Raw genomic sequence first — 24,169 nt, 5'->3', positions numbered from 1 at the left:
GCGGACGCGGGGCGCACGGCCTCGCGGACCGGCCCGGGGCACGGCCCGGGCGGCCTGCGGTGGCGCGCGGGGTCAGCCGGCCGCGATCAGCATCGGTTCGGCGGTGAAGGCGGTGCCCGCAGCCCGGGCGTACGCGCTCAGGTTGGTGTCGGGAGTGCCGAGGTTCGCACCGAGGCCGGTGAGCGCCTTGGCCAGGGCGGCCCGGTTGTCGCGGGTGGCGAGGGTGTCGATGCCGTCCTGGATAGCGGCGATGACGCCACCGGGGCGGGTCGGGACCGGGCCCGTGGCGGGCTCTGCGGAGAGCGGCTGGTTGCCGTCGGGGTTGATCGGGTCGAAGGAGATGGCCTTCTCGTCGAGGAAGCCGGTGGAGGTGCCGTGGTCGACCGGCGGTGAGGTCAGGCGGATCCCGAGGATCTGGTTGGGGATGATCCCGTCGTTCGGCGCGTCAGGCTTCTGGCCCCACAGGCCGTTGGGCACGTTGCCACGCTGGACGGAGCGGCCCCAGCGCGCCAACGTGGCGGCCTGGCCGTTGTAGGTGAGCCAGATGCGCAGCTCGCTGCCCTTGCCCCGCACGTGCATGGGCAGGATGTCCACCGTCGTGCCGGAGGCGGCCTCGACAGTGTCAGCGCCCTGATTCAGGTAGACCTTGCTGACCGGGGCCTGGGTGTCGGCGGTGAAGGTGAAGCCGCCGTTGCTGACCAGCCACGGCTTGACATCGCCGCGGGTGGCCGGGGTGCCCTCGCCGGTGTAGCCGGCGATCGCCGTGGTGCGGACCATGTTCTCCGGCGGCGGGAGCATGCCCTGGAACCCGCCCCAGTCCAGCGCCGGGGTGTGGTTGCGGCGGCTGGCGCCGAAGCCGATGGTGAAGGAGATGAACCACAGGTGGACGGTGGCCTCGCCGCCGACCGCGGGGCCCCAGATCCGGACGCTGACGCCGACCTCGACCGAGATCCTGATCTTGACGAACCAGACCTTGATGGTCGCCGAGACCCCGACCCGGATGCCCATGCCGACGTCGAAGTAGAAGGGGTTCCACTCCAGCAGGGCGTCCACCCGGGCAGTGAGCCAGGCGCGCAGCATGCCCGACTGGAAGACGACGTCCAGGGAGCCACCCGCCATCAGCGACTTGGGGGTGAACGCCGCGTAGGCGTTGCCAGTGATGCTGACGGTCGACCCGACGCCCCAGGTCAGGCCGGCAGGCTGCTGACGGGGGTAGCGGGCAGGCAATTCACGGCCCGCGGGGATCGCGCCGAGCATGAATGCGAAGTCACCGGCGTTGTCGTGGTTGCCGAACCAGAACTTCATGCCGACGCCGCCGCGCAGCTTGCAGTTCGGGTCGATGAGGAACGTCTTCTCGGTGAACGCCGCGCCGATGCTCAGCTCCCCGGCCGTCGGACGCAACGTCGCCTCGATGCCGATCTCCACCCGGGCGATCTTCTTGTCGCTCTTGGTGGGCAGCTGCATCCCGGCCGCACCGAGCAGGCTGATCGTCAGGTCGGAGCCGGTCTGCACCAGCGCCAGGGCGCGGCCGCTGAACGTCTCGAAGCAGTCGAAGGCCAGGCCCGCCGCGAACCACAGGTCACCCTCCTGCGGCCGCACCCACGGATTTGAGCCGCCGATCAGCGCCCCGAGTACCTCGACCGGATTGACCTCCTCGTCGTCGGCGCCGATCGCCCCGGGGTTGTCGAGCGCGACGAGGAACGGGAAGTCGTCCAGCGCGTCGGCCGCCGGCACCCGCACCCGGCTGTTCCAGCCGAACCCGGCCGAGATGCCGCGCACCTGGAACAGCGGCGGGCCGAAGCCGACCTGGCTGCCGAGGGAACCGTAGGCGAACAGCGACGGATCCGTACCGCTGCTCGGGACGACGTAGGCGCCCATTGCGGAGCCGTTGAACGCGCCGGTGTCCACCAGCAGCACTCCGCCGACCACCGCGTCGTAGCCCTCGGGGTAAGTCAGCGCGGTCAGCGCTCCGGCGATCCGCAGCGGTGGGTTGTAGTAGTCGACGCTCAGCCCGTTGTCACCTCCTGGGGTGCCGATCGGCGACCAGCCGCGCACCGACGGCGCCTCCAAGACCTGCATCCCCTTTCGGCGCCGCGGCCCCGGGCGGGGAATGAGGATTCCATGCTCGGTCACCAGCGCGCGGGGGGTGTGATCGCTGGCGGCGCCGCGGTGCCGCACGGCGGGCAGAGGCCGGCCCAGGCCGTCGAGACGCTCGGGGTCTGCCGGAGGCGTCGGCGTGCGCCGGGTCAACCGCAGCACCCGGCCGTCTGCCAGCGCCCAGGCCCCGGCAGACAGATCCGTACCGTCCGGAGCGCCGTCGACGAGGACCAGAGTGTGGCCCTCGCCGAGATCGACCACGGCCACCGTTCCCGTCACCCACTCACCGTCGGCGGTGAACGCGACGTCCACCGGGGCCGAGGACGCGGTGATCGTGGCCTGCCCGCCCACCGACAGGGCCCGCGCACCGCGCACCGCGCCGTCGATCCGCACGGTGCCGCCCGGAAAGACGAGCGCTGCGGCTTCCGGGTCGGCGAACACGGACGCCGGGATCTCAACCGTCCCGCCCGCCGCCCGCTCGAGAAGCTTCCGGATGTCGTCCACGCGTGTTGTCACAGCGATCCCGCCCTCGACTCGTGAGAAAAAGGGGAAGGCGGAAGCACCCCCTGCTACCGGCAACGGGCTGGCGTGTCCGCTCCGACGAGCCTAGCCGGGCCGGGCACACAATGAACACGAACAACCACTTTGAGTAATGAGGTTGGCTTAAAGGAAATTCGCGAACGCGTACGCAGACAGACGCTTCACGGGCTGCGCCGCGTGTGTGCAGAAGCGTTTCTACCCGCTCTGCAAGACCTCTGAGACGGCGATCCACCGAGCAAAGCCGGTGGGCGTCCCAGCGCCGACGTGCGAGACCGGAACAAGCCACCCCGGTGGGTCGGCCGCTGACTCTCGCGCCTGGGCCGTACAGGAACCAGTACGCTCCATCAGGTTCTCAGTCCCCGGCCGGATTCGCCGGTAGCGGCGCAAACAACACGGCAGCCTCCACCGGCGCATACCGGTTGAGCACCCGGCCTGTTGGATTGTGCTGCGGCGGCCTCCGTCCTGCCGGCGTCACCCTGCCGTGGGGCGTAAACCAGCATGGTGAAGGGCCAGTTGGTGCCTTTTCGGCCAGCTGATCCATAACGCCACGAAGGCGGCTCTGACGCCGGTTAGCGTGATGAGAGTGGCTCCGCCGCGTCCCGATCAGGGGAGGACCGCCCGCATGAGCAGGCATGCCACCGCCTACGTGCACAGTCTCGGCATCGCCGATGAGACCGCCCGCCGGGTTCTGGTCGTTCTGGCCGAACGCACCCACGCGCCCGGCGACCCGTACCGTCCGGAAGACGTCCCCGAGGTCATGGGCCTGCACCTTCAGGACTCCGACATCTCCGCCCTCGCAGCCCAGGCCGTGCTCGATCCGGATGCGTTCCGCCAGCAGCTACGCGGGCTCAAGGAGCACGCGAGGATGGACGTCCTCGAGCACACCGACGGAAGCTGGGAGATCGTCTACGGGCCCTCCTACACCCGGGCCGCGACGCCGCGACCGGCAACGCCGGACCTGACGCGAGGCGGACCGCACCCGTTCTGGCTGCCGGGCTGGGAGAAGTACAGCACCTGGGGGTACGAGCAGGGCCCTGGCGGACACCAGCACCTGTACGCGCAGCTCATCCTCAACCAGGACGGCGCCGATGCGGAGCCGCGGATCTGGATCACCCCGCCCCGGCATACGGCAGCGAGCTTCGACGAGCTCGCCGAAGCCATCGCCGCGGCCCTCGCGCCGTACGGTCCGGTCCCGGTGCCGGCCGCCGAGGTGGAGATGTGGCTGACCGCGCCGCCCTTGTCCTCCCGGTAGCTCTGAGTCTCATGTCCGGGTAGGCGCCGTTCACACGCAACGGCGCAGTTCAGAGGGCAGTGAAGCCGCAGCGCTGAGGGGCGGCACCGGCGCACAACGGCGATGACTGCGCTCCCGCTTCTTTTCGCCATTCACCGTCGTGGTACCGCCTGAGTTGAGCACGACCGTGTTTCGCAGGTGAGCGGTACCCGGTCAGTGAACCTCGCAGCGCTGGATTGGGCGGTCCAGCGGTGGCCGCACTGGGACCGGCAAGGTCCGTCTGCCGAGGTCAGCAGCCCGCGCTTCCCGCCAGTGGGACCGCAGGACGGTGCGACGTGGCTTGGCTTGATGGCGGCCTGACCCGCCTCGATCCCGTGATGATCCATCAGTTTCTGTCGGTGTCCGCTGCTAATCAATGTGAGGACGGGCTGCAACCGCGGCCTACCGACGGGAGGGGATGGACACCATGGCGAAGGTGCCGGACGGGTTCCACTACGTACGCGGGCACATCCGCCGCAACCCGAAGCCGGGCAGGGGGAAGCGGATGAGCGGCTGGATGATTGCCGGGCTGCTGGCCGGCGTCTGGTTATGGGGGCAGGTGTTCGGGTTCGGTGAAGCGGGCTCCACGCCTCAGCCCGCGCAACCGCAGCCGGCCATCTCCACTCCGGCCGCACGTTGATGGGACGCAAGCGGCTACGGGTTCGACGTCCACGCGGCTTGCCCGAGGTCCTGTCGGCGGCTGTCGTGGCACTGGCCGTTCTGTTCCTGGCGTTCCAGATGGCCGCCGCAGCCGTCCGAGCGCTCAAGGACGCGTGGCCGTTCCTGCTGGCCCTCGTCCTGCTGGCGGGGGCCATCGGGGCCTGGCAGATCGCACGCACCATGCAGCGCCGCCGGTCTGACGCCGAGCGGCTGGCCACACTGCGGATCACCCTGGCCGAGTTCGACGCCATGGACGACCGGCAGTTCGAGCACGCCTTGCGAGACCTCCTGATCCGCGACGGCTGGCCGGCACGCCGCGTGGGCGGCAGCGGTGATCAGGCCGCCGACGTCATCAGTGACCACACCCACCGTGGACGGATTGTCGTCCAGGCCAAGCACACCCGCGTCGGCGGAAAGGTGGGGTCTTCGGTGATGTACGCGGTGAAGGGGACGGCCGGCCCGGCCCACCGGGCCGATCACGCCGTCGTCGTCACCAACGGCACCTTCACCCGGGACGCCATGGCCTGGGGCGACCGGCACGGCGTCCACTGGGTCGACCGGGACAGGCTCCGGAGCTGGGCGGAGAAGGGCACCGCACTGCATGAGCTGCTGGCTCTGTCCGCCCGCACCCGCCGTGCCCGGTTCAGGCGTGCCGCCTGAACCGCCGTCCCCCGTCATCAACGTCTCGGAGGTGTGGTGTTCGACGAAGACGGGTCACTCGACCCGCTGCTGAAGTTCCTGTTGTATGCCGTCCTTGCGCTGGCCATCGGCAAGATGGTGTGGGAGTGGCTCACCGACGACGTCAGCCGGTGGATCACCGTGGACCTGTGGGGGCTGATCGCCGATCACCCCTGGTGGACCTCCCTCATTGCCGTCGGGGCACTGGTCGCGTTCATCCTCGTGGTGAGGCTGCTGTCGTTCCTGTTCGGCGCAGGCACCTACGCCTACGTTGGTGACGAGGAGGACTACTCCTCCACCGCTGGGCCGGGCGAAGCGCCCGGTCCGGATGTCCTGACCTTCAAGATGAAGCAGCTCGCCGCGATGAGCGCGACGGGCTTCGAGCAGGCGTGCGCCGATCTCCTGGCCCGCGACGGGTTCCGCAGCACACGGCGTGTGGGAGGGGCCGGCGACCTCGGTGTGGATGTCACCGCCCGCGACTCCGACGACCGGTTGTTGATCTTGCAGTGCAAGCAGTACAAGAATCCGGTCGGCTCGGGGCACGTGCAGAAGTTCAACGGCACGGCCCGCCTCCACCACGGAGCCGACGTCCCGATCATGATCGGCCTCAACGGCTTCACCCAGCCCGCGGTCGACTTCGCCGCGCACCACGATCTCATCCTCATGGGCCGCCCCGAACTGAAGAGGTGGGCCCACGGCCAGCACCTGTACGACGTCCTGGGCATTGCGAGCACGACCCAGTGACCTCGCAGCGGCCCCCATCTCGCTGCCGGGCCGGCAGTCATGCCTCGTCTGGACGTGGCGGGTGGGGCTGCTCGCGTTCCGGGGCGGACAGCACCGCGATGCCTTTGCGCCCGAGCCGCTTCTTCAGGGTGAGGTCCTCGGCGTAGAGGTTCGCCGTCACCGTGGCGAGCGCGTCGAGCTTGCCTTGAGTCTGTGCGGCCTGCTCCCTTGCCTCGCGTAGCTTCTTGCGAAGTTCGGCGATGGTCTCGTCGCGCTGGACCTCGCCTGGTGTGCGAAGGACGGGGCGGGCGACCCTCGCGTCCCACTCGGCGAGGATGTCTTCGGCACGGTGCACGGTCGCGTGGCTGACCTGGGCTTCGCGGGCGAGGTTCTCCTTGGTGAGGGCGCCGTCGGTGTGCACGGGCTCGCCGGCCAGCAGCCGGGCCATGGCCGCCCTCAGTTTGTCGGCGGATGCTGCGGATACCGGCATCAGGCGCGGCCTTCCTCTTCGAGTGCGCGGGTGATGCGCTGGACGTCGGCAAGTCGGACGAAGACCGCTTCTCGCCTCGGCGGTGACAACCGAGGGTCCTTGGACCGCTCGGTCAGGTCGTCCTCCTCGGCGACCCAGTACGGGGCGTGGGCGCGGGTGATGGTCGAGTTGCGGCAGCGGGCCGGCTGGCAGGCGCCGAGCAGTGGGGCCAGTCCGCGCTGGTCTTCGGGGAGCTCGTCTTGGCACTCGGCCTGCGGGGCGTCGAACATGCAGTGGTTGATGGTGCCCAGGTGCAGGTTGGGGAACTCGTCGGCGAGCAGGGCCTCCTCGACCCGCGCGTCGGCGATCTGCGCGCGGAGCTGCGGGTTGTTGTTGATGGTGTCGATGACCTTGTCGAGGCCGGCGTGGAGACGGGCGGCGCCGGGGCCGACCGCGACGCGTTCGCCCTGACGGCGGCCGCGGAGCAGGTCCACGAGCTTGCGGGCGGCGGCCTGCTGCAGTTCGGTGTCGAACTCTTTGGCCCAGCTCGCGTCCATCTGCGCGTACGCTTGGGTGGTGCGGTTGGCCAGGGCCCGACGGGCGGCGTGCTTGAGCTGCAGGCCGAGCGCGATCTCGGAGTCCGGTTCGCGTCCGGCGAGCTGCGACATGGTCTTGCGGAACATGTGCGAGCGGACGTGCGAGGGCGGGATCTTGGCCAGGCCGTGCCGGTGGGCGATGGTGTTGACGCCGTTGATGAAGAAGTCGATCTCGGCGTCGGAGGAGATCCCGGGCTCCGTGTGGGTCTGCTTGCCGGTGGGCGGGCGCAGGGTTGCGAACAGGTGGGTGGGATGCCAGGACAGCTGCTCGAGGACCGCGAGTGCCTCGCCGACCGGTTCGATGATCCACCAGTACAGTTCCGGTCGCGTGGGGTCCAGCTTGGTCTTGCGGGAGCGGACGGCCGGGGAGCCGAAGTGTGTCCGCACGGCGTCGCGCTGGATCTCTTGAACCTCCGAGTCACGCATCAGGGTCAAGGCCGCGACGAACACGTAGATCGCTGCTCGGAGCATGTGCAGTTCGAAGGCGACCTCGACGGCGCTGATCTGTGTACGCCACGGCGCCGACGTCCCGTCCGAACGCAGGATGTGCGCGGCGTCCGGGCTCTGAAGAGGGTAGGCGCGCCAGCCAGCCCACAGGTGCGAATCGACGGGAATTCCTCGCCCGTCGGCCACGGCCTGCGAGATCAGGCGGGCGCGTGCCGCCCCTGGCCGGGTGCGCCGGTCGAACCGCTTCCCGTTCCGGTGCCGGTTGACGCCGGGCGGGGTGGGTCCCCAGATTATGCGGGCGGCCATCCCCCAGATCGGCTCTCCAGCCCTCCCGTGCTCGTCGGCCGCGTACACCGGCACCACGGTGCCTGGGGCAGCGAGCCACTGCCGTACGTCGTTGTCCAGCTCCTCTCGGGTGACGCCCGTGCTGGTGCCCGGTGCGATGTAGCGGGGCGCGGTGGTGCCCTTGCCGCGGCCCACACTCGCCGTGACGGTCTGGACGCGGCCGTCGCTGATGGCGGCCAGCACGGTGGCTCGCCGCTTGCGGGGCCGGTCGCTCTGGTTGTCGGCGAAGATGTTCATGGTTCTGCCGTCGCTGATCATCTTGCTGAGCGCGGTCCACATCGGGGTGCCGGCTGTGATGTCGCGGTAGGCCATCTCGTGGACGGGCACCGCGTTGCCCGGCGTCCGGAGCCACTTCTCCAGCAAGGCGTCCGTGTCCTGAGGGCGCGCCGGCCGGGCCTTGGTGGAGCGCGGCTGGTCGGCGGGGGCTTCCTGCTGCTGGGCGAAGTGGTCGCGCCAGCGGAAGATGTCTGGCGCGAGGGTGTGAATGTAGGTCCAGGCGCCGCGCAGCAGCGGCCACCAGGTCTCGGGCGGGATCGCGGGAGTGGCGATGGTGTCGCGGCTGGGTTCTTCCTCGTCGTACGCCTTGGCGGCGACGGTCGAGGCGGGCTCGTCGCCCCAGGGGTCGTCGAAGGCGCTGATTCCGGTGAGGACCGGGGCGAGTTGGCGCAGGCGGCGGATGGCCGTCACATGGAAGGCGACGGTCTTGACGCCTTCGACCTGGGACGCCTTGTGGGCTATCTCGTCGTGCCAGTTCTCCGGGTCCCACAGCCCAAGGTCGTCCGGCAGTCCCTGTTCGCGGCCCCAGTTCATGATCTTTCTGATTTCCATCATCGAGGGGCGGATGGTGGTCACGGACAGCGGGACGGCGGGCAGGAAGATCAGGGATTGCCGCAGGACGGGGTGGGAGGGGTTCAGCAGGGCGAAGCAGTACTCGCGCAGTTGCAGGTTGGCCAGCGGGTCTTCCAGGGGGAAGACGAAGCGCCACTCGCCGGGCTTCTTGCTGGCGGGCCGGCCGATGCAGTCGGCCGGCCACCGGTGCGCATCGCCGAACCGCGGCACCACGACGTCGTCGAGGAGTTGGTACCCGCCGTAGCTGAAGCACTTCTCGTCGTCGCGGAAGGTCGACGACGCCAGCACTTGGGGTGCGGGGCGGGCCATCATCGGTCGAACTCCGTCCTCATGCCCAGGGGGAGGTCGAGGCGCAGGCCGAGTTCGGCGATCTCGCGGCGGGCCGCGGGGATGAGGTCGGCGCACTCCTCGAAGACCTCTGCCAAGGCAGCTGCCTGCCGCCCCCACAGGGCCTGCCATTGGCGCGGGGTGAGGCGGGCGCGCATGTGCTCGATCTGATCGGACAGCAGCAGGAGCCGCGGGATCTGTGAGGTGAACACGACGGCGTTGCGGCACAGCATGCACATCGCGGGTGCGACGTGGCAGACCTTGGCGTCGTTACGGTGTGGCGAGTCCCAGGGGTTACGGCAGTTGACCAGGCCCATGTCCAGCTCTCCTGTCCGCAGTGCTTTGGCCTGCTCGGCCTCCAGGCCGAGGTCCTCGGCGACCTGGGGCTCCTCCAGGTGCTGCTCGGCCTCGGCGGTGACGAGCACCGGCCGTGCGGGTGTGGTCATGCGGTCGAAAACCCACTTCTGGGCTCGGTTGATCGACCGGCCGGCCAAGATGTGCGCGGTCGTGCCGTGCGCGTAGTGCAGCCGGTAGACCTCCACGTGGTGGTCATCGCCGGCCAGGTCGCTCACGGTGCCGCCGAGCGCGACGGCGCGCACGACCTTCGCGGTCTTGCGCAGCCGCCTGATCTCGTGCGGCTCCGAGATCTTCAGCGCCTTCCCGGCCGCGTCGCGCTGCGCAGTGATCCAGCCGCCGAAGCGCCGCTCGCGGTCGGTGAAGTCGGCGAACTCGGCGTCCAGGACACCCTGGCGCCGTCGTTCCACCGCGAGGAACAGCCACGGGTCGGCGTCGGGGAAGGCCGTCCGGGACAGTTCTGTGGCGGCCAGCAGGCGCCGGAGCAGGCCCGGAACGTCCCAGGCACCGTCCCCGGCGAACTCCGGCGCCTCATGCTCTGGCTCCGAGTCCGGGTCCGGGTCCGGGTGCAGGTCGGCACGGACACGGTGGGCTCGCATCTTGCGCTGGACGAGGCGGACACCGCCGTCGGTGAACTCGATGTCGCCTAGCTGGAGGTAGTGGAGTTCTTCCGGGCTCGTGTCGCTCATGCCCAGCATCAGCAGCACCCGAAATGCCTGCAGATCCATTTCGGTCGGGAACAGAAGACGGCCCAACTCGGCGACGAGATAGCGGAACCCGCGCTTGAGGAGCGTGCCGTCCGGCGCGGTCGGGAGCAGGGCTTTCACCGGCTCTGGCCAGCTCAGCACGTTCTGCCGGAACTGCGGCTTGAGGATCTCCACGGTCAGCAGCCATGGGTGGGTCGCCGCCCACAGCAGGTTCGCCGGCTCGTGCCACCCGCCGTCTCGGGGATCGACTCCCTGCTCCAGCAAGTCCCGGCCCCGCGCCAGGCGGGCCTCCAGCGCCCGGACCGCGTCACGGGCCGCGTCCCGCAGAGCGATCCGCTCCGCGTTCGAGAACTCGTCCAGCGGCTCGCCCTGGAACGTCGGGTAGGCGGGCGGGGCCTGTGCACGCACCCGTAGCGCCTCCGGCATCCTCGTGTCCTTCAGCGCACGCTGCTCGATCAACGTCAACAGGGCATTCGTCTTCGCGTACGGGGAGTTCGAGCGGAGCCCGTGGTGCTGACGCAAGTCTTCCTCCCACAAATGGATGACCTCGACCAGATCAACCTTGTGCCCGTCCAGGCGGGCATCTGCCGGCTCCACACCTAGCTGGGGCAGGTGCTTGTCGACGAACTTCGCGAAGGACCGCACGGCGTGGGACAGGGTCGCGCCTCCGTCGGCCAGGGCCATGGAACGGGTGTAGGTGATCCACTCGTCGGCCAGCTGGGCCGCCAGAGTGCTGCACTGGTACTTCGCCGGGTTCACGAAGTGGCTGGACTTTCCGCCCCCACGCGTCCAGGTCACGGTCCGGATACCGACGTACTCAAGGTCCCGGCTGGGGAGCGGCTTCGGGGCGCTGCTGCGCACGCGCTGCTTGCGCTCGCCGCGGCGCGGCATCAGGCAACCCTCTGTTCGGCGATCGCGGCCGCGTAGTCGGCGTAGGTGGCGTTCTTGTTGTTCCACTCGGCGATCGCCTTCGCCACCAGCACGTTGGTGTCACGCATGTACCGGAGGTATCGCAAGGTCGATTGTGGACGGCGATGCCCCAATAGGTCCTGCAGTATCAGCAGGGGGTTCCGCGAGATGTGGTCCGTCAGGTAGCCGCTGTGCCGGCCGGCGAGGTACCCCTCGGCTTCTTCCTGGAGGATCAGCTTGGTCAGCAGCCGCAGCATGTAGACGGCGAAGGTGTGCCGGGTATCGTGGATCCGGACCTCGCGCGGCATAACGATGTCGACCTTGTGCTCCTCGCTCAGCCGCACGGCGCGCAGATGCGCGGCACCGAATATCTGCTCCCAGCGCTGACGGGTCGGCATTCGTCCGCCGCGGCCGACGAACATCGCCATCGGCTCCAGCCCGTGGTCTCCTTCGAAGACCGCACGACGGCGCTTGTCTGCGTTCATGGTCTCGACACGGAAGGTGCGGCGCCGACCATCGAGCCTCCCGCTCACCTTCATCCGCCGCAGGTCGATGTCATCGACGATGAAGAGCTCCTCGCGGCGTCTCCACAGGGCCTTCGCCGCGGCCCGGACCTGGGCCGCACGCTCGGTACGCCGGTACATGTCCAGCTCCCGCAGCGTCGGATCCTGGATCATCACCCCGCGAGGCAGGCCGAATTTCGCGATCGCCTGAAGCTGAACCTCCGCAGGAGAGGCGTCCCGTCGCGGGGGCCCCACTTCGATATCCAGCAAGCAGCTGAACTCCTGCAACCGCATGCCCGTCGTGATCGACAGTTCGGGTGCTGCGCTATCGCGCAGCGGCGAGCGCCCGCGGAACGTGCGATCGACGCGCCCGTCGGGCAGATAGCCACGCAGTCCGACCTGCTTGAGGAAGTTCCACTGCCGCCAGGTCAGGTGCCGCACGTCGAGCTGCGTAGTGGCACCCCAGGACAGCACGTCCCGGCCGTTACGACGGCGGAAGTAGGGACGCTTGTCGATCAGCTTCTCGTCGTCGGCCCAGCCGTAGAAGCCATTGATCATGGCCCGGCGCCGCTTCCAGGTCGCCGGCGCATCCGGCGACTCGCGATGCTCTGTGCAGTCCTCCCGGTACGCCAGGAGGTCTTCCTCAATCACCGACAACAGATCGACCGGTGGGTCGAGTTCGGTCTCCAGGAAGTCGGCCAAGTCGAGAGCGTCGTATGTGTAGTCCTGCAACGACTTCGCCTTCAGCGTCTTCGCCATCTCGAGAAAGAACGAGACCAACGGTTCCGCCGGACGCATCTGCGAGTCGAAGAAGAACGGAGTGCCCTCCTCCAACGCACCCTTCCGCGACACATACGCGAAAGCGTCAAGATCAACGCCGGGAGGCGCCTCGTAGAAGCGACGCACCTTGCTGCGTGACACAAAGAAGTAGTCCACCCCGCACCACCGTGATCATAAGACATCCAGGAGCGTGGAACCTAACAGCTGCACCTGGGCCCCATGTCACACGTGGATCACGGGTGAGACATCTGGACTTCCTTTGCATAACCGGTTCCGTGACGGGGTGCCGTTCCCTGGAGCGGTTGGCGCGCGAGCAGCCGCTCAAGGACTTCGCGGGCGAGGCGGCGATCCGCTTCGCCTCCCCCCTCCACCCGACATGAGTGGCCACCGGCGGGCCCGGTTGTCAGTGGCGGGTGGAAGACTGCCTGACATGATCGAAGCGAACCCGAAAGCGGACCTCCTCCGCTATCTGCAAGAGGCGCGGGACGCGCTGCTGTGGAAGCTCGACGGACTCTCGGAGTACGACGTCCGCCGCCCGCTGACCCCCACCGGAACCAACCTGCTGGGGCTGGTCAAACATGTCGCCGGCGTGGAACTGGCGTACTTCGGCGACACCTTCGCACGCCCGTACTTCGAGGAGGACCCGCCGCCCTGGTGGTACACGCGGGAGGCGGAACCCAACGCGGACATGTGGGCCACCGCGGAGGAGTCACGGGAGGAGATCGTGGGGCTGTACCGCCAGGCGTGGGAGCACTCGGACCGCACGATCGCGACGCTGGCCCTCGACGCGACCGGTCACGTCCCGTGGTGGCCCGAGGAACGGCGGGAAGTGACCCTCCATCACGTCCTGGTGCGCGTGCTCTGCGACACCCAGCGCCATGCCGGTCACGCCGACATCGTGCGCGAACTCATCGACGGGTCCGCGGGGTACGCGCCGGGCCAGGGCAGTCTGCCGGCCGCGGACCAGGCATGGTGGGAGAACCACCACCGCCGGCTGGAGCGCGTGGCCCGGGAGGCCGGCGACAGCTGACCGCGCGCCCCGCCGCGGCCGGCCCGTCGGCTCAGACCTCGGGACCGTCGTCCGGACTCCCGGCCCCCGCCCGCAGTTTCGCCGCCCGCTCGCGCGGGTCGTAACGCGGTCCCACACCCTCGACCAGTACCACGTCCCCCTCGATGTGGTCGGTGCGCAGCCTCAGGATGTCCTGGTACGCGGGGGAGACGTACCAGGCACGGGCCGTGGCCAGGTCGGGGAACTCGATCAGCACCATGCTGCCGGGCCAGGTGCCCTCCACCACCTCGGCCGGTGGGCCGTGGATGACGAAGCGTCCGTGAAAGGGGTCGAGGGTGCCTTGGATGCGTTCCAAGTACTCCAGGACGTCGGGGTGATGACGCCGGTTGCGGAGATGCGCGAAGCCGTAAGCGGGCACGACGGGTTCCTTTGCCGGATCGTTCGCGTCCCCCTGCGGGACGACGCTCCGAACGTAGCCGTGAGCCTCATGGCGGGGCGATTACCAGGGAGGTAATGAGGATGCCGGCCTGTCCGAGAGGCCGAGCCGCCGTCAGGAGACCACGCGCAGGTGGGTCGGCCATCCGATGCGGTTCAGCAGGCGGAACATCTTCTTGATGTCCGCGGGGCGCAGCTTCACGCAGCCGTTGGACTTGTAGTCCCCGTCGCCGTCCCACCGGCGGCTCTCGGTGCTGCCCTGGCCGCCGTCACGGTTCATCTCGGAGTGGATGAACATCTCCGTGCGCGTCAGGGTGCCCCGGGAGCACTTCATGTCCTGGAGATAAACGGCGTACCCCTTGATGAGACGGCCGTCGTAGAAGGGATCCTTGAGCTTGATCCGCCAGTTCCCGTTCGGCAGCCAGCCTTTGCCGCGGACGCAGTCGTCCTTGACGCCGGTGCCCGAGCCGGCGCGGTAGGTGGCCCAGAGCTTGTTCCCCTCGTAGACGGAGAGTTTGGAGTGGGTGGGGGAGTCCGGGTTCTTGTCGAACACCAGGGTGGTCGCCGGTCCCGCCGCCGCGGTCACGGCTTTCGCGGGGGCGTGGGCGGTGGCGGCCGGGGCGAGGGCCGGCACCGCGGTCAGGGCGGCCGTCACCGCCACGGCGGCCGTGATGCCGCGTACGCACCGTCGGTTGCTGCTCATGGGGGTACCTGCCTTCTTTCCGCACGGTCTCTTCGGGCCGTGCACACGCGGGTGTGGTGAGGGTGCCGGGGGCGGGCGCCGCGGCCCGCCCCCGGCCTGCCGGGTCAGGCGATGGCCAGCCGGACCTGCGCCGACCTCGTCCCGCCGAAGGTGTAGGAGAACTGCTCCCGGACCCCCGAGCCGCAGGCCGACTTCGTCTTGTAGCCGCCGTTGCCGGCGTTGACGCGGACCACCGCACACTTCGTGTCGGCCCGGGTGTCCTCCACCCAGCCGGACACCGTCACCTTGTTGCCCGAGCAGCGCAGGGACCAGGCGGCCCTCGCCCCGTCGATCACCGGCGCGGCCGACGAGGGGCACGTGGCCGCGCTCGCCGGGCCGGCGGCGGCCACGGCCAGGCCGCCGGCCAGAACGGCGGCCGACAGGGCGGACGTGAGGGTCTTGCGGACAGCGGACATGGTTGCTCCTCCAGGTGAAAGAGGTCATGGAAGCCGGACCGGAACGCCTCTCAGGGCGGGGCGCCGCCGACAGGGCGGGCCGCCCGGAACGCCGGTCGCGGCAGCAGCATGGCCGGAGGAGCCGGCCCGCGGAAGCCGATGCCGGCCGCCCGCCCAGGCACATCCATGCCGCGTCCCGGCATCGGAACCCAGGGCGCCGCCGACGTGCTGTCATGCCGGCGGGACGGCGGGCCCACGCCCTGCGGGCGGGCCTATGCCGCCGCTTGTCACGCGGACGCGGACGGGGGCATGCCCGTCGACCTCTGATACGCCGGGGCACTGGCGGGAGGACGCTGCCGCACCAGCAGCGCCAGCCAGGTGTCCGGGTCCGCCCTGCCGGTCACGGGCAGGTGGTGGGTGCGCTGGAAGAACCTCAGATCGTCGGCGGTCACCGCGCTGAACCGCCCCGACACCACCGTGCCGCCCTGGCCCACGTTGTCCAGGAGTTCCTGCACGGCCAGGACCATGTGCCCCGAGGAACCGGGCCCGACCGTCCGCACCAGCTCCGGCCAGGTGTCCGGGCCCACCTTGCCGTCGGACACCAGATGGCGCTTGCGCTGGAAGTCCATGACGGCGTCCCGGGTCTCCTCGCCGAAGAAGCCGTCCGTCCTCACCTGGTAGCCGTACGCGTTGAGCAGGTGCTGCAACGCGCGGGCACGGGTGTACTGGTCCTCCTTCCTCATCCGCAGCAGCGGCCACTCGTACGGCGACTCGGTGACGCGGAACGCACCGGGAGCGCCGTCGGCCGGCACGCCGTGGCCCGGGGCGAGCAGCGCGTGTACGGCGATCCCGGCGGCGAAGGACAGTACGACGGCCGACGCCACCAGCGCCGGGAGCAGCCGCCGGGAGCGGAGCCTGCCCCACGCGCCGTACCGGCCCGCCCTCACCGTGTCATCGGCACCGGTGGGGGCGCAGGCTCCGGAGGTGGTGCCGGGCTGTTCCACGAGGCCGGTCGCGGTCCTGCCGCCGGCCGGCCGTTGGCGGCTGCTCTCCTCCAGTGCGGCCCGGCACAGCGCCCTGGCCGGTTCCAGGTCCGCCGCCGGGGCCCGCAGCTGGGCGTGCAGGGCCTCCACCACCCGCGGGGGAGCGTTCAAGGGGTGCTTCGGATTGAGGTAGCGCGACAGCGTGGTCTGGTCGATGCCCAGGCGCGCGGCCAGCGCCTGCTGCGTCGGCCGGGCACCGCCGGACGCGCTTCCGGCCTCCTCCCACCAGCGGCGCAGCACCAGCGCCAACCGCGCCCCCTGCGCCCGGTCCTCTCGCTCCCGCATGTCCGTGTCCCCCAGTGGTCGTCAGGTGGGTCGGCCGGGCATCCGCACCGGTGCATGCACGGCATACGGCAGGCCGGCCGGGCATGCCTCGGCATGCATGGACGCATCGGCGTACAGCGGCGCAGAGCGTAGCGACACGGAAGCCGGCTCCCGGCGTGCCTGCCGCGAAGCCGTCGGCGGCCCCTCGCCGCCACGGGCACCGCGCGGCCGGGAGCGGAAGCGGGCTCGCGCCGGTGGACGGGCTCGGCGGCGAGTGCGCGAGTTCATCCGGACGAGTGCGCGGTACGGCACCGGTCTGACGTGCGTGGGTCACTCACAGGGAGGATGCGAGGCCGGGGGAGCCGCCCGCCGGGGCTCAGTTCGCCGCTGTCTTCCCCCGGCCGGGGTCGAAGTGTGCCGGGATGTGCCGGAAGAAGAAGTTGTGGATCAGCCGGGCGGTGGCCTTGCTGTCGCCGAAGTACTCCTGGGCCTGGTGGAACTGGCCGGGATCGAAGAGCACGAGCCGGTTCGGCACCATCGCCAGGGAGAGCAGCTCCTGCCACCGGGTGATGTCACCGCCGTCGGCGAGGATCTCCTGGGCGTCCGCACGGCCGCGCAGCTCGGAGAAGTGCCGCACTCCGGTGCGGCGGTGGGCGTAGAGGGAGGTGCCGCCGCGGCACTGCTCCGCCGTGTTCAGGTAGAGCACGCCCGCCCAGCGGGCCTCGTCGATGTGGATGCGGGCGCCGCGGTGCAGGTTGACCTTCCAGTCCATCGCCGTCGACATGTGCAGATGGTTGGCGATCAGTTCCGCCCGGCTGCCGGCCCCCAGTACCTCGCAGATCCGGCCGATGGCCTCCTCCTCCATCCAGCGGGGCGCAGGCGCGGTGCGATAGGCGAAGGCGCTGTCCGTGCGCGGGGTGAACGGGCGGGACAGCGCGGCGGCGCGGGCGCGTTCGAAGTCCGCGTAGACGTCGTCGACGACGATGAGGGAGGCGCGGTCGATGCCGGTGACGGTCATGGCGAGGCTCCTTCGGGGTCACGGGCGACAGCGGCGCGGTCCAGGACGAAGGCCGTCACCTCGGCCACGGCCCGGCGCGAGGCGCCCTGGCAGAACCGTTCCACGTGGCCGACGGGATAGCTGCTGAGGGTCACCGCCGCCCGGCCGCGCAGCCGTTCGGCCAGGCGCCGGCCGTGCCGGGCGTCGGCCCGGGTGTCGTGGGTGCCGGTCTGGATCAGCACCGGCGGCAGCGGACCGGCGGGCAGCGGCAGGTGGAGGGGCGACAGCGCGGCGAGGGCCGCGCGCTGTTCGGGGCGGGACGGGTCGCCGAGCAGGGACGTCCAGTACCGGCCGATGCCGAGCGCGGGGAAGCCGACCAGGTCGGTGACGGGGAAGCGCAGGATCCAGCCGTCGAACAGGCCGGGTTCCAGCAGCACCGCGCGTGCGGCGCCGACCGCGCCCATGCTGTGCCCGAGGACGAACAGCGGCCGGTCCGGCCCGGTGCGCTGGCGCAGGTGCCGGGCCGCGTGCAGCAGGTCGTCGTATCCGCGCCCGCCGGCCGGCACCCGATGGGCGGGGACCAGCGACCGGGTCACCGCCCGGGCCACGGTGAGCCGTCCCGCGCGGGCGAGGTCCTCCAGCGCGCGTTCCAGCGGGGCGTTGGCCAGGGCGGTGAGCCCGCCGTGCTCCAGCAGCAGGACGGGGCCCGCGGTGCCGGACAGCCCCACCGGGAGCCGGTGGCCGTCGCCCGCCGCGCAGAACCGGGTAGTGCGGGGCGCGGACGCGGGCCAGGGAAGCGCGCGGAGGGTGCGCGGGGCCGTCGTACCGTCCAGGAGCTGTTCCACGTGGCCGGCCGTACCGCCGTCGGGCCGGCGGCCGACCCTCAGCCACAGGGCGCAGTCGGCGTCGGGTGCGGCGGTGACCTCCGGGAACGAGTCGCCGGGCGCGCCCCCGGCGACCAGGCGCGGCTCGGGGCTGTCGGCGTCGATCCGGTACAGGGCCTCGGTCCCGCCCGCGACCACGGCGCGGACGACCACCCCCTGCCGTGTGCCCCAGAACCAGGCCGGTGCCGCCCCGTCCGGGAAGGCGACCGGTTCCCCGGCGGACGGGTCCGTCTCGCCGGGCGGAAGGGCGTACAGGACGGCGCGGGGCGTGCCCAGCGCCTCGCCGCGCCACCAGCGGTGCGCGCCGAGCACCAGGCGGGTGCGCGGGGAGGACGCCGCCGGCAGTTCGGTGACGAGGGGGAGGCCGGACCCGGGGGCGAGGCGCAGCAGCCGGTGGGCCGTCACACCGCGCGCCGTCGACTTCACGAGTACGGCGTCCGGGTCGGCCGTCGGCTCCAGGGTGACCAGCGCGTCCGGGGCGTCGCCGAGCGGCACCGGCCGGTCGTGCGCGAAGGGTTCACCGGCGCGGTGCACGGCGACCCTGATCCCGTCCACCGGGGGGTCCTCCAGGCGGGCGCCCGGCGGGAATCCGGTGTAGACGAAGCCCGGCCCGGCCGGTCCGCCGGTCGCCGACGGCACGCGGGGCAGGCGCACCAGGGCGGGACGCCGGGCGAGCACGCGGTCCGGCGCGCCGGCCTCGGTGAGATAGCCGTAGTCGCCGCCGGGATATCCGTACAGGGCGGCGCCGGGCCCGGCGTCGGCCGGATGGACGGCGAGGGCCGTGAGGCCGTCGGGCGGCTGGGGCAGGGCGACCTCGCGCACCCCGGAAGCGTCGCCGCGCAGCAGCCGGGACCCGCTCTCCGCGTCCTGCCACCAGTAGCCGGCCGCGCCGACGGCCAGCAGCCCGTGCACCGCCACCGGCTCCGGCCCGCCGGACGGACGACGCTCCCCGTACGCGCACATCCCGGGTCAGCCCTGCTCGTTGGAGGCGAGTTCGTGCCGCCCGGCGGCCAGGTGCAGGCCGCCCAGGACCAGCAGCGCGGCGGCGAGGCAGCCCGTGATCGCCTGGGCGGGGAAGCTGTCCGCGGCGGGGGAGCGGACCAGCAGCACGCAGTACGTGAACGGGTTCACCGCGGCCAGGACCCGCATGAACAGCGGCAGCCCGTCCAGGGAGTAGAACAGCGGGGCCGTCATGACCAGGGGCAGGCTGAACAGGGACGTCATCAGGTCCCGCTTGCTGTAGCTGTTGATCCCGAACCCGAGTGCGCATCCGGTCAGCACGGTCAGCAGACACACCAGCACCGCCAGGCCCGCCATTCTCAGGTCCTGGGCCGGACTGCCGCGCCCCAGCAGCTGCTTGAGCGCGCAGATGGCCGCGATCTGCACCGTCGCGACCACGGTGTTCGCCGCCAGGATCGAGCCGACGTACTGCGGGAAGGACACGTCCGTGGTCCGGGCGACCGCGTACACGCCCCACTTGCGGTCGTTGGCGACATCGCCCATGCACCAGAACAGGGCGCGTACGGCGATCACCACGAGGACGCCCGCGTAGGCGAAGTCGTCGTAGGCCATGCCGTCGACCCGGGTGCCGGCGACCAGGGTGTCCAGCCCGGTGACCATGAAGAGGAAGTAGGCGGGGGCCTCGATGACCCGGCTGAGATGGCTGGTCCGCCAGTTCCACACGCTGAGCAGGTGGAAGCGGGCCAGCGTCAGGGAGGTCTTCACTGCTGCACCGTCACAGTCTCGGTCTCGGGGGCGGGCGTGCGGTCGGCGTAGCGGGCGAGGTAGACATCGCGCAGGGACTGCTTCTCGGCGCTGAGGTCCTGCACCCGCAGCTCGGGCGGCAGCCAGGCGAGGACCGGGCGCAGTCCCGTGGCCAGCGGCACCTGCACCGCCAGCCCCGCGCGGTCCGGCGCCGTCGTCAGGGTCCACTCCGCCGGCAGTGTGCGGGCGAGCCGGTCCGGCACGGTGTCCGGCATCGGCTCGGCGAACACGACGCTCACCTTCATCGTGGCGCCGGCCCGGCGGACGAACTCCGCGACGGGCAGGTGGGCGCGCAGTCTGCCCTCGTCCAGCAGGACCAGGCCGGAGGCGGTCCGCTCGACGGCGTCCAGGTCGTGCGAGGAGACCAGCACCGTGCTGCCCGCGGCGGCCCGGCCGCGCAGATGCTCCATCACCAGCTCACCGGCCGCCGGATCGAGCCCGGCCGTCGGCTCGTCCAGTACGTAGACGGCCGCGTCGGCCACCAGCGCCCGCGCGATCTGGACGCGCTGCAACTGCCCGCCCGAGATGTACTCGGCCTGCCGGGAGCGGACCTTGTCCAGATCCAGCAGCCCCAGCACCCGGTCCACGGCGGCGACCGGCGTGCCGGTCAACCGCGCCACCAACTCGATGTTCTGACGCACCGTCAACGACCAGTCCACCATCGTCCGCTGGGGTGCCCACATGACCCGGCCGCGCCCGACGTCGGCGGTGACCGTGCCGGAGGTGGGGCGGATCAGCCCCGAGACGATGTTCAGCAGCGTCGACTTCCCCGCGCCGTTGTGGCCCACCACGGCCAGCACGGTGCCGGGCTCCACGGCGAAGGAGACGTCGAGCAGGGCCTCCGTCCCCGTGCGGTAACGCTTGGTGACGTGATCGACGGTCAGGCTAGGCACCGAAGTACTCCTCCACAAGATTCGCGCCCGCCTCCTCGCCGCCCTCGGCGGGCAGCGTCAGCAGGCTTCGTGCTCGGTCGGTCGCGAGCGTGCCGCCCAGCCACGACCAGGCCCCGGCCGGCCACACCCGCGGCACCGGCCCGCCCGGCTCCAGCGTCGGCGGGACGGGCGCGCCGGCCCGCCGTACGGCGACCAGGTGCACCGGCCGCAGCCGTCGTCCGACGGGGACGACCGCGCCCAGGCCCTCCGGCCGGGCGAGCACCACCTCACCGCTCACCGTGCAGAAGGAGCGGCGCTGTTCCAGCCCGGCCAGGGCGCCCTCGCGCATCGCGGCCAGCGTACGGCCGCGCACCCCGGTCGGCGTGAGATACGGCCGGGCCGCGCCGGTGGCGCGCTCGACCACCAGCAGCTGGTCCGAGGCCAGGGCCCAGCCGCGGGCCAGGAGCACCAGGCCGAGGCTGGTCTTGCCGCTGTGCGGTGCGCCGAAGAAGGCCACGCAGCGGCCCGCGCCCACCAGCACCGTGGCCTGGACCGTGACAACCGTGTCCCGCAGGGCCCGGAACGGCGGCAGCGGTGACGGCACCGAGGACCAGCGGGTGAAGCGGCGCTCCTCGATGAGGTCGCCGCCCGGCTCCGCGCACAGCCGGAAGGACTTCGGAGCGTCGTCCTTGGCCAGCAGCGAGCGCAGGAACCCGCCCTCACCGGCGACCAGTTCCACCCGGTACCGGGGCCGCGCCCCGCCTTGGACCCGGTGCGGACCGAAGAAGAAGTCCAGATCCACGGCGTCCGCGGGCCCGCACCGCACCCGGACCACGGTGCCGAAGAAGTCGAGGACGCGCTCGGCGCCCCGGTCACCCGGCATGGCGGCTCCCTCCTCCGGTCAGCTGTGCACACGTCTCCAGCAGGGGCGCCAGGTGCCGGTGCGGGTCCCAGCCGACGCGGGTGACGGGCCCGTCGGCGCGCGCGGTGAAGCGGTCGCCGCGGGCCAGATCGAGGCGCCAGGACAGTCGGTACGGCCGGTCGGCGGGGGCGCAGCGGCCGAGCCGCTGCGGGCGCACCATCCAAGTGCTGCCCCAACGGGTGGGCACACACGGCGCGCCGGCCAGGAGCGAGGCGTCGAGCCACGGCAGCAGCGGCAGGCTGCGCGCGCGGACACCGACGGGCCGGCCGTAGTAGTACAACCGCCCCCTGCTACGGCGGTCCAGCACCAGCAGGTCGTCGGAGACGAACCGCCAGCCGAGGCGCAGCAGATGGGCGACGACGACCGACTTCCCGGTGCCGCTGGCCCCGGTGACCGCCAGCGCCCGGCCCCCGTCGTCCGGGGCGGCCAGGGCGGCACCGTGCCGCAGGCGCACCCGGTCGCGCAGCGGCGGCAGACCGAAGGGCGGCACCGGCGACGGCAGCCGGGCCTGGACGCCCCACTCCTCGTACAGCAGCCAGGGCCCGCCCGGCGTGCGCCACCAGACGCGCTTGGGCGTCGCCGTGCCGAGGGCGGCGGTGAGGCAGCCGTCCCCGTCCGCCTCCAGCCGCACGCTCAACTCGGCCTCGCCACACGTCCGTTCCGGTACGAGGTGGTCGTCGAGGTAGTAGCGCAGGTGGCCGGCGTCGCGGGGGTGCGCGCAGTGGAAATCCACGGTCGTGCCGAGGAAGCGGGCCCGGACGGCCGGGAGCGTGCGGTCAGGCATCGAGACCGGCCTCCATGCCCTGTTCGCGCTGCCAGGCGGTGAGTTCCTCGCTGATGGCCCGCCGGTCGGCCCGGTAGCCGGGCTCCTCGAAGGGCATGCCCCGCACTCGGCTCGGGATCAGGGAGCAGGCGTGTTCTCGCGGGCTGAGGAGGCTGTCGAACATCCGCCACGGGAACTCCACGCTCAGCCCGAGCGCGGCCCGTTCGTCCCACAGCCCGCTGCCGGGGCGCAGCTCGCACTCGGTCAGGTACTTGGGCGCGGGGAGACCTGCCCGGCGGTGCGCGCGGATCTCCGCGAGCAGGCGCCGGCGGTGGTCCGGTGTCTCCTTGGGATGGCCGATCATCACACCCCACACGCTGCGCATGCCCAGCGAGCGGGCCGCGCGGAGCATCCCGACGCCCTCCTCGACGCTCTGCCGCTTGTTCATCAGCGCCAGATGGTCCTCCAGCAGGGTCTCGATGCCGAGCTGCACGGTCACCCGGCCGAGCCGGGCCAGCAGGCGCAGCCGTTCCTGGCCGAAGTCGGGCCGTATCTCGCAGAAGACGCGGTAGTCGTGCCGCTCCCCGGAGTCATCCAGCGCCTGGGTCAGCCGCGGGGGCAGCGCGGTGTCGAGGAACTGGAAGCGGCGCTGCCCGTACGTCCGGGCCAGGTGGGCCATCTCGGCCAGTACCCGGGCCGGGTCGTGCATCTTGAACCGGGCGTCGTAGGCGTCGTTGAAGTTGCAGAAGTCGCACCGGTCCCAGTAGCAGCCGCGGGACAGCTCCAGGCTCACCACCAGCCGGTCGCGCAGCCAGGGCCGGCGCGTTCCGGCCGCGACGAGGGCGGACTGCTCGGCGTACCCGTCCTTGAAGGTGTGCGCCCGGCCGGCCACGAGCCGGCGCCGCCCCTGGAGGGCGTGGTGCACGGCGTCGCCGAGGACGTCCTCGGCCTCCCCGTACACCACCACGTCCACCTCCTCGTGCCGGGCGAGGACGTCCCGGGCGACCTGCGAGGAGCCGAAGTAGCCCCCGAGCACCACGCGCGGCCGGGGCACACCCCGGGTCCGGGCGGCGCGGGCCACGCGGCGGGCCAGCAGCAGGCTGGGCAGCAACTGGAAGTGGGTGCTGGTCAGACACAGCACCTCGGTGCCCACGAGGCGTTCGGCGAGCCGGTCCAGATAGGCGTCGAACAGCTCCCGCAGCCGCGCCTCGTCCTCGGCGCCGGCGAGGATCTCGGTCCGCGCGAGCTCGGCGCGTTCGGCCCGGTGGGCGGGGGCCGGCGGCGACCACAGGGGCAGCAGGGCGACATCGGAGGCGAAGTGCCGGTTGGTGAACAGCTTGTACGCGCTCTCCGGCAGGCCCCGGCCGCGTGCGAAGGCGTAGAACTCCATGTGCGCCGGCAGGAACCGGGCCCGGCAGCCCAGCTGCCGCAGCCGCCGGGTGATGAGCACGGCCGGGTAGCAGGTCGCGAAGGGGGTGAAGAAGGGCAGCGAGACCACGGCGACGGTGGCCGCGGGCGCGGCCTGGGCGACCGGCGTCAGCGACAGGGGTGCGGGGCTTGGCGTCATCGGGGAGGGTCCCTCCGTGCCGTCCGGCGGTGCGAGTGACGTCGTAGGGGTGGTGCGCGATGATGAGGGGTGGTGCGGGTCCGGTGCACCGGCTTGGCCCCGGTGCACCGGACCCGTCCCGTGCCGGCGGATCAGTCCACGACGAACTGCTTGTGCAGGCCGGAGGCCATGATGGCCTCCTCGATCGTGGGCTCGAAGAAACCGTCGTCCTCGAACTCGACCTCCGCCGCGGCGGTGTCCGTCTGCTCCTCTGCCATG

At 71.4% G+C, this 24,169-nt stretch carries 22 protein-coding genes; 5 read left to right on the top strand and 17 right to left on the bottom strand.

Features of this window, described 5'->3' with window-relative positions; translation table 11 throughout:
* Positions 1 to 72 precede the first annotated feature (72 nt).
* Complete coding sequence (locus IH25_RS42060; protein WP_030602560.1) at positions 73 to 2,601, bottom strand: DUF6603 domain-containing protein; 2,529 nt, start codon at positions 2,599 to 2,601, stop codon at positions 73 to 75.
* 658 nt (positions 2,602 to 3,259) lie between these two features.
* On the opposite strand from IH25_RS42060, the gene IH25_RS38455 reads away from it, so the two are divergent.
* From IH25_RS38455 to IH25_RS0103420, 4 genes are all read left to right on the top strand, one after another.
* Positions 3,260 to 3,889, top strand: a complete 630-nt coding sequence (locus IH25_RS38455; protein ID WP_051753739.1) for a hypothetical protein — start codon at positions 3,260 to 3,262, stop codon at positions 3,887 to 3,889.
* Between the two features lie 436 nt (positions 3,890 to 4,325).
* Entirely contained in the window at positions 4,326 to 4,547 is a 222-nt protein-coding gene (locus tag IH25_RS0103430; protein ID WP_245172679.1) for a hypothetical protein, read from the top strand.
* Positions 4,547 to 5,227, top strand: coding sequence for a restriction endonuclease (locus tag IH25_RS0103425; RefSeq protein WP_030602550.1), 681 nt, complete (start codon positions 4,547 to 4,549; stop codon positions 5,225 to 5,227). Before IH25_RS0103430 ends, IH25_RS0103425 begins: the two co-directional genes overlap by 1 nt.
* Before the next feature lie 36 nt (positions 5,228 to 5,263).
* The gene (locus tag IH25_RS0103420) at positions 5,264 to 5,989 is read left to right on the top strand and encodes a restriction endonuclease (RefSeq protein WP_030602547.1); all 726 of its coding nucleotides are present in this window, start codon (positions 5,264 to 5,266) and stop codon (positions 5,987 to 5,989) included.
* Between the two features lie 37 nt (positions 5,990 to 6,026).
* On the opposite strand, the gene IH25_RS38450 is transcribed toward IH25_RS0103420, so the two are convergent.
* Genes IH25_RS38450 through IH25_RS0103400 form a run of 4 tightly spaced genes read right to left on the bottom strand, consistent with a single transcriptional unit; the run spans position 6,027 to position 12,410 of the window.
* Positions 6,027 to 6,458: a hypothetical protein gene (locus IH25_RS38450; protein WP_051753738.1), complete on the bottom strand. Its 432-nt coding sequence runs from the start codon at positions 6,456 to 6,458 to the stop codon at positions 6,027 to 6,029.
* A complete protein-coding gene (locus IH25_RS38445) occupies positions 6,458 to 8,986 on the bottom strand; it encodes a hypothetical protein (RefSeq protein ID WP_157846935.1) in 2,529 nt (842 codons plus the stop codon). The genes IH25_RS38450 and IH25_RS38445 overlap by 1 nt, the downstream gene beginning before the upstream one ends.
* Positions 8,983 to 10,953: a hypothetical protein gene (locus tag IH25_RS0103405; RefSeq protein WP_030602538.1), complete on the bottom strand. Its 1,971-nt coding sequence runs from the start codon at positions 10,951 to 10,953 to the stop codon at positions 8,983 to 8,985. Before IH25_RS0103405 ends, IH25_RS38445 begins: the two co-directional genes overlap by 4 nt.
* A complete protein-coding gene (locus tag IH25_RS0103400) occupies positions 10,953 to 12,410 on the bottom strand; it encodes a site-specific integrase (RefSeq protein WP_030602535.1) in 1,458 nt (485 codons plus the stop codon). Before IH25_RS0103400 ends, IH25_RS0103405 begins: the two co-directional genes overlap by 1 nt.
* 274 nt (positions 12,411 to 12,684) lie before the next feature.
* Between IH25_RS0103400 and IH25_RS0103390 the strand changes: the two genes are divergently transcribed.
* Positions 12,685 to 13,284: a DinB family protein gene (locus IH25_RS0103390; RefSeq protein WP_030602532.1), complete on the top strand. Its 600-nt coding sequence runs from the start codon at positions 12,685 to 12,687 to the stop codon at positions 13,282 to 13,284.
* Between the two features lie 31 nt (positions 13,285 to 13,315).
* Here the strand turns inward: IH25_RS0103390 and IH25_RS0103385 are convergent, their stop codons facing one another.
* The 12 genes from IH25_RS0103385 to IH25_RS42770 all read right to left on the bottom strand — a co-directional run bounded on the left by IH25_RS0103385 (position 13,316) and on the right by IH25_RS42770 (position 24,168).
* On the bottom strand, positions 13,316 to 13,681 hold the full coding sequence (locus IH25_RS0103385) for a DUF1330 domain-containing protein (protein WP_030602531.1): 366 nt from the start codon (positions 13,679 to 13,681) through the stop codon (positions 13,316 to 13,318).
* Between the two features lie 132 nt (positions 13,682 to 13,813).
* On the bottom strand, positions 13,814 to 14,401 hold the full coding sequence (locus IH25_RS0103380) for a L,D-transpeptidase family protein (protein WP_030602528.1): 588 nt from the start codon (positions 14,399 to 14,401) through the stop codon (positions 13,814 to 13,816).
* Positions 14,402 to 14,505: 104 nt separating this feature from the next.
* Positions 14,506 to 14,856: a hypothetical protein gene (locus IH25_RS0103375; RefSeq protein ID WP_030602525.1), complete on the bottom strand. Its 351-nt coding sequence runs from the start codon at positions 14,854 to 14,856 to the stop codon at positions 14,506 to 14,508.
* Between the two features lie 266 nt (positions 14,857 to 15,122).
* A complete protein-coding gene (locus tag IH25_RS0103370) occupies positions 15,123 to 16,163 on the bottom strand; it encodes a peptidoglycan-binding protein (RefSeq protein WP_030602523.1) in 1,041 nt (346 codons plus the stop codon).
* 355 nt (positions 16,164 to 16,518) lie between these two features.
* Entirely contained in the window at positions 16,519 to 17,160 is a 642-nt protein-coding gene (locus IH25_RS0103365) for a DUF6445 family protein (protein ID WP_030602520.1), read from the bottom strand.
* On the bottom strand, positions 17,157 to 18,941 hold the full coding sequence (locus IH25_RS0103360; RefSeq protein ID WP_030602517.1) for an alpha/beta hydrolase: 1,785 nt from the start codon (positions 18,939 to 18,941) through the stop codon (positions 17,157 to 17,159). The genes IH25_RS0103365 and IH25_RS0103360 overlap by 4 nt, the downstream gene beginning before the upstream one ends.
* A gap of 51 nt (positions 18,942 to 18,992) precedes the next feature.
* Positions 18,993 to 19,748 carry an ABC transporter permease gene (locus tag IH25_RS0103355; RefSeq protein WP_030602514.1) on the bottom strand — a complete coding sequence of 252 codons (756 nt, stop codon included), beginning with the start codon at positions 19,746 to 19,748 and terminating at the stop codon, positions 18,993 to 18,995.
* On the bottom strand, positions 19,745 to 20,680 hold the full coding sequence (locus IH25_RS38440; RefSeq protein WP_051753734.1) for an ABC transporter ATP-binding protein: 936 nt from the start codon (positions 20,678 to 20,680) through the stop codon (positions 19,745 to 19,747). The genes IH25_RS0103355 and IH25_RS38440 overlap by 4 nt, the downstream gene beginning before the upstream one ends.
* Positions 20,673 to 21,542 (bottom strand): hypothetical protein, encoded by an 870-nt coding sequence (locus IH25_RS0103345; protein ID WP_030602508.1) that lies wholly within the window; start codon positions 21,540 to 21,542, stop codon positions 20,673 to 20,675. Before IH25_RS0103345 ends, IH25_RS38440 begins: the two co-directional genes overlap by 8 nt.
* The gene (locus IH25_RS0103340) at positions 21,532 to 22,365 is read right to left on the bottom strand and encodes a hypothetical protein (protein ID WP_030602505.1); all 834 of its coding nucleotides are present in this window, start codon (positions 22,363 to 22,365) and stop codon (positions 21,532 to 21,534) included. Before IH25_RS0103340 ends, IH25_RS0103345 begins: the two co-directional genes overlap by 11 nt.
* Complete coding sequence (locus tag IH25_RS0103335; protein WP_030602503.1) at positions 22,358 to 23,911, bottom strand: B12-binding domain-containing radical SAM protein; 1,554 nt, start codon at positions 23,909 to 23,911, stop codon at positions 22,358 to 22,360. Before IH25_RS0103335 ends, IH25_RS0103340 begins: the two co-directional genes overlap by 8 nt.
* A gap of 131 nt (positions 23,912 to 24,042) precedes the next feature.
* Entirely contained in the window at positions 24,043 to 24,168 is a 126-nt protein-coding gene (locus IH25_RS42770) for a hypothetical protein (RefSeq protein WP_267925859.1), read from the bottom strand.
* Position 24,169: the final 1 nt, after the last annotated feature.

The organism is Streptomyces achromogenes subsp. achromogenes (assembly GCF_000720835.1).
Lineage (GTDB): Bacteria > Actinomycetota > Actinomycetes > Streptomycetales > Streptomycetaceae > Streptomyces > Streptomyces achromogenes.
Note: the sequence above shows the minus strand (reverse complement) of the source record. Positions and strands in the feature narration are given on the sequence as shown.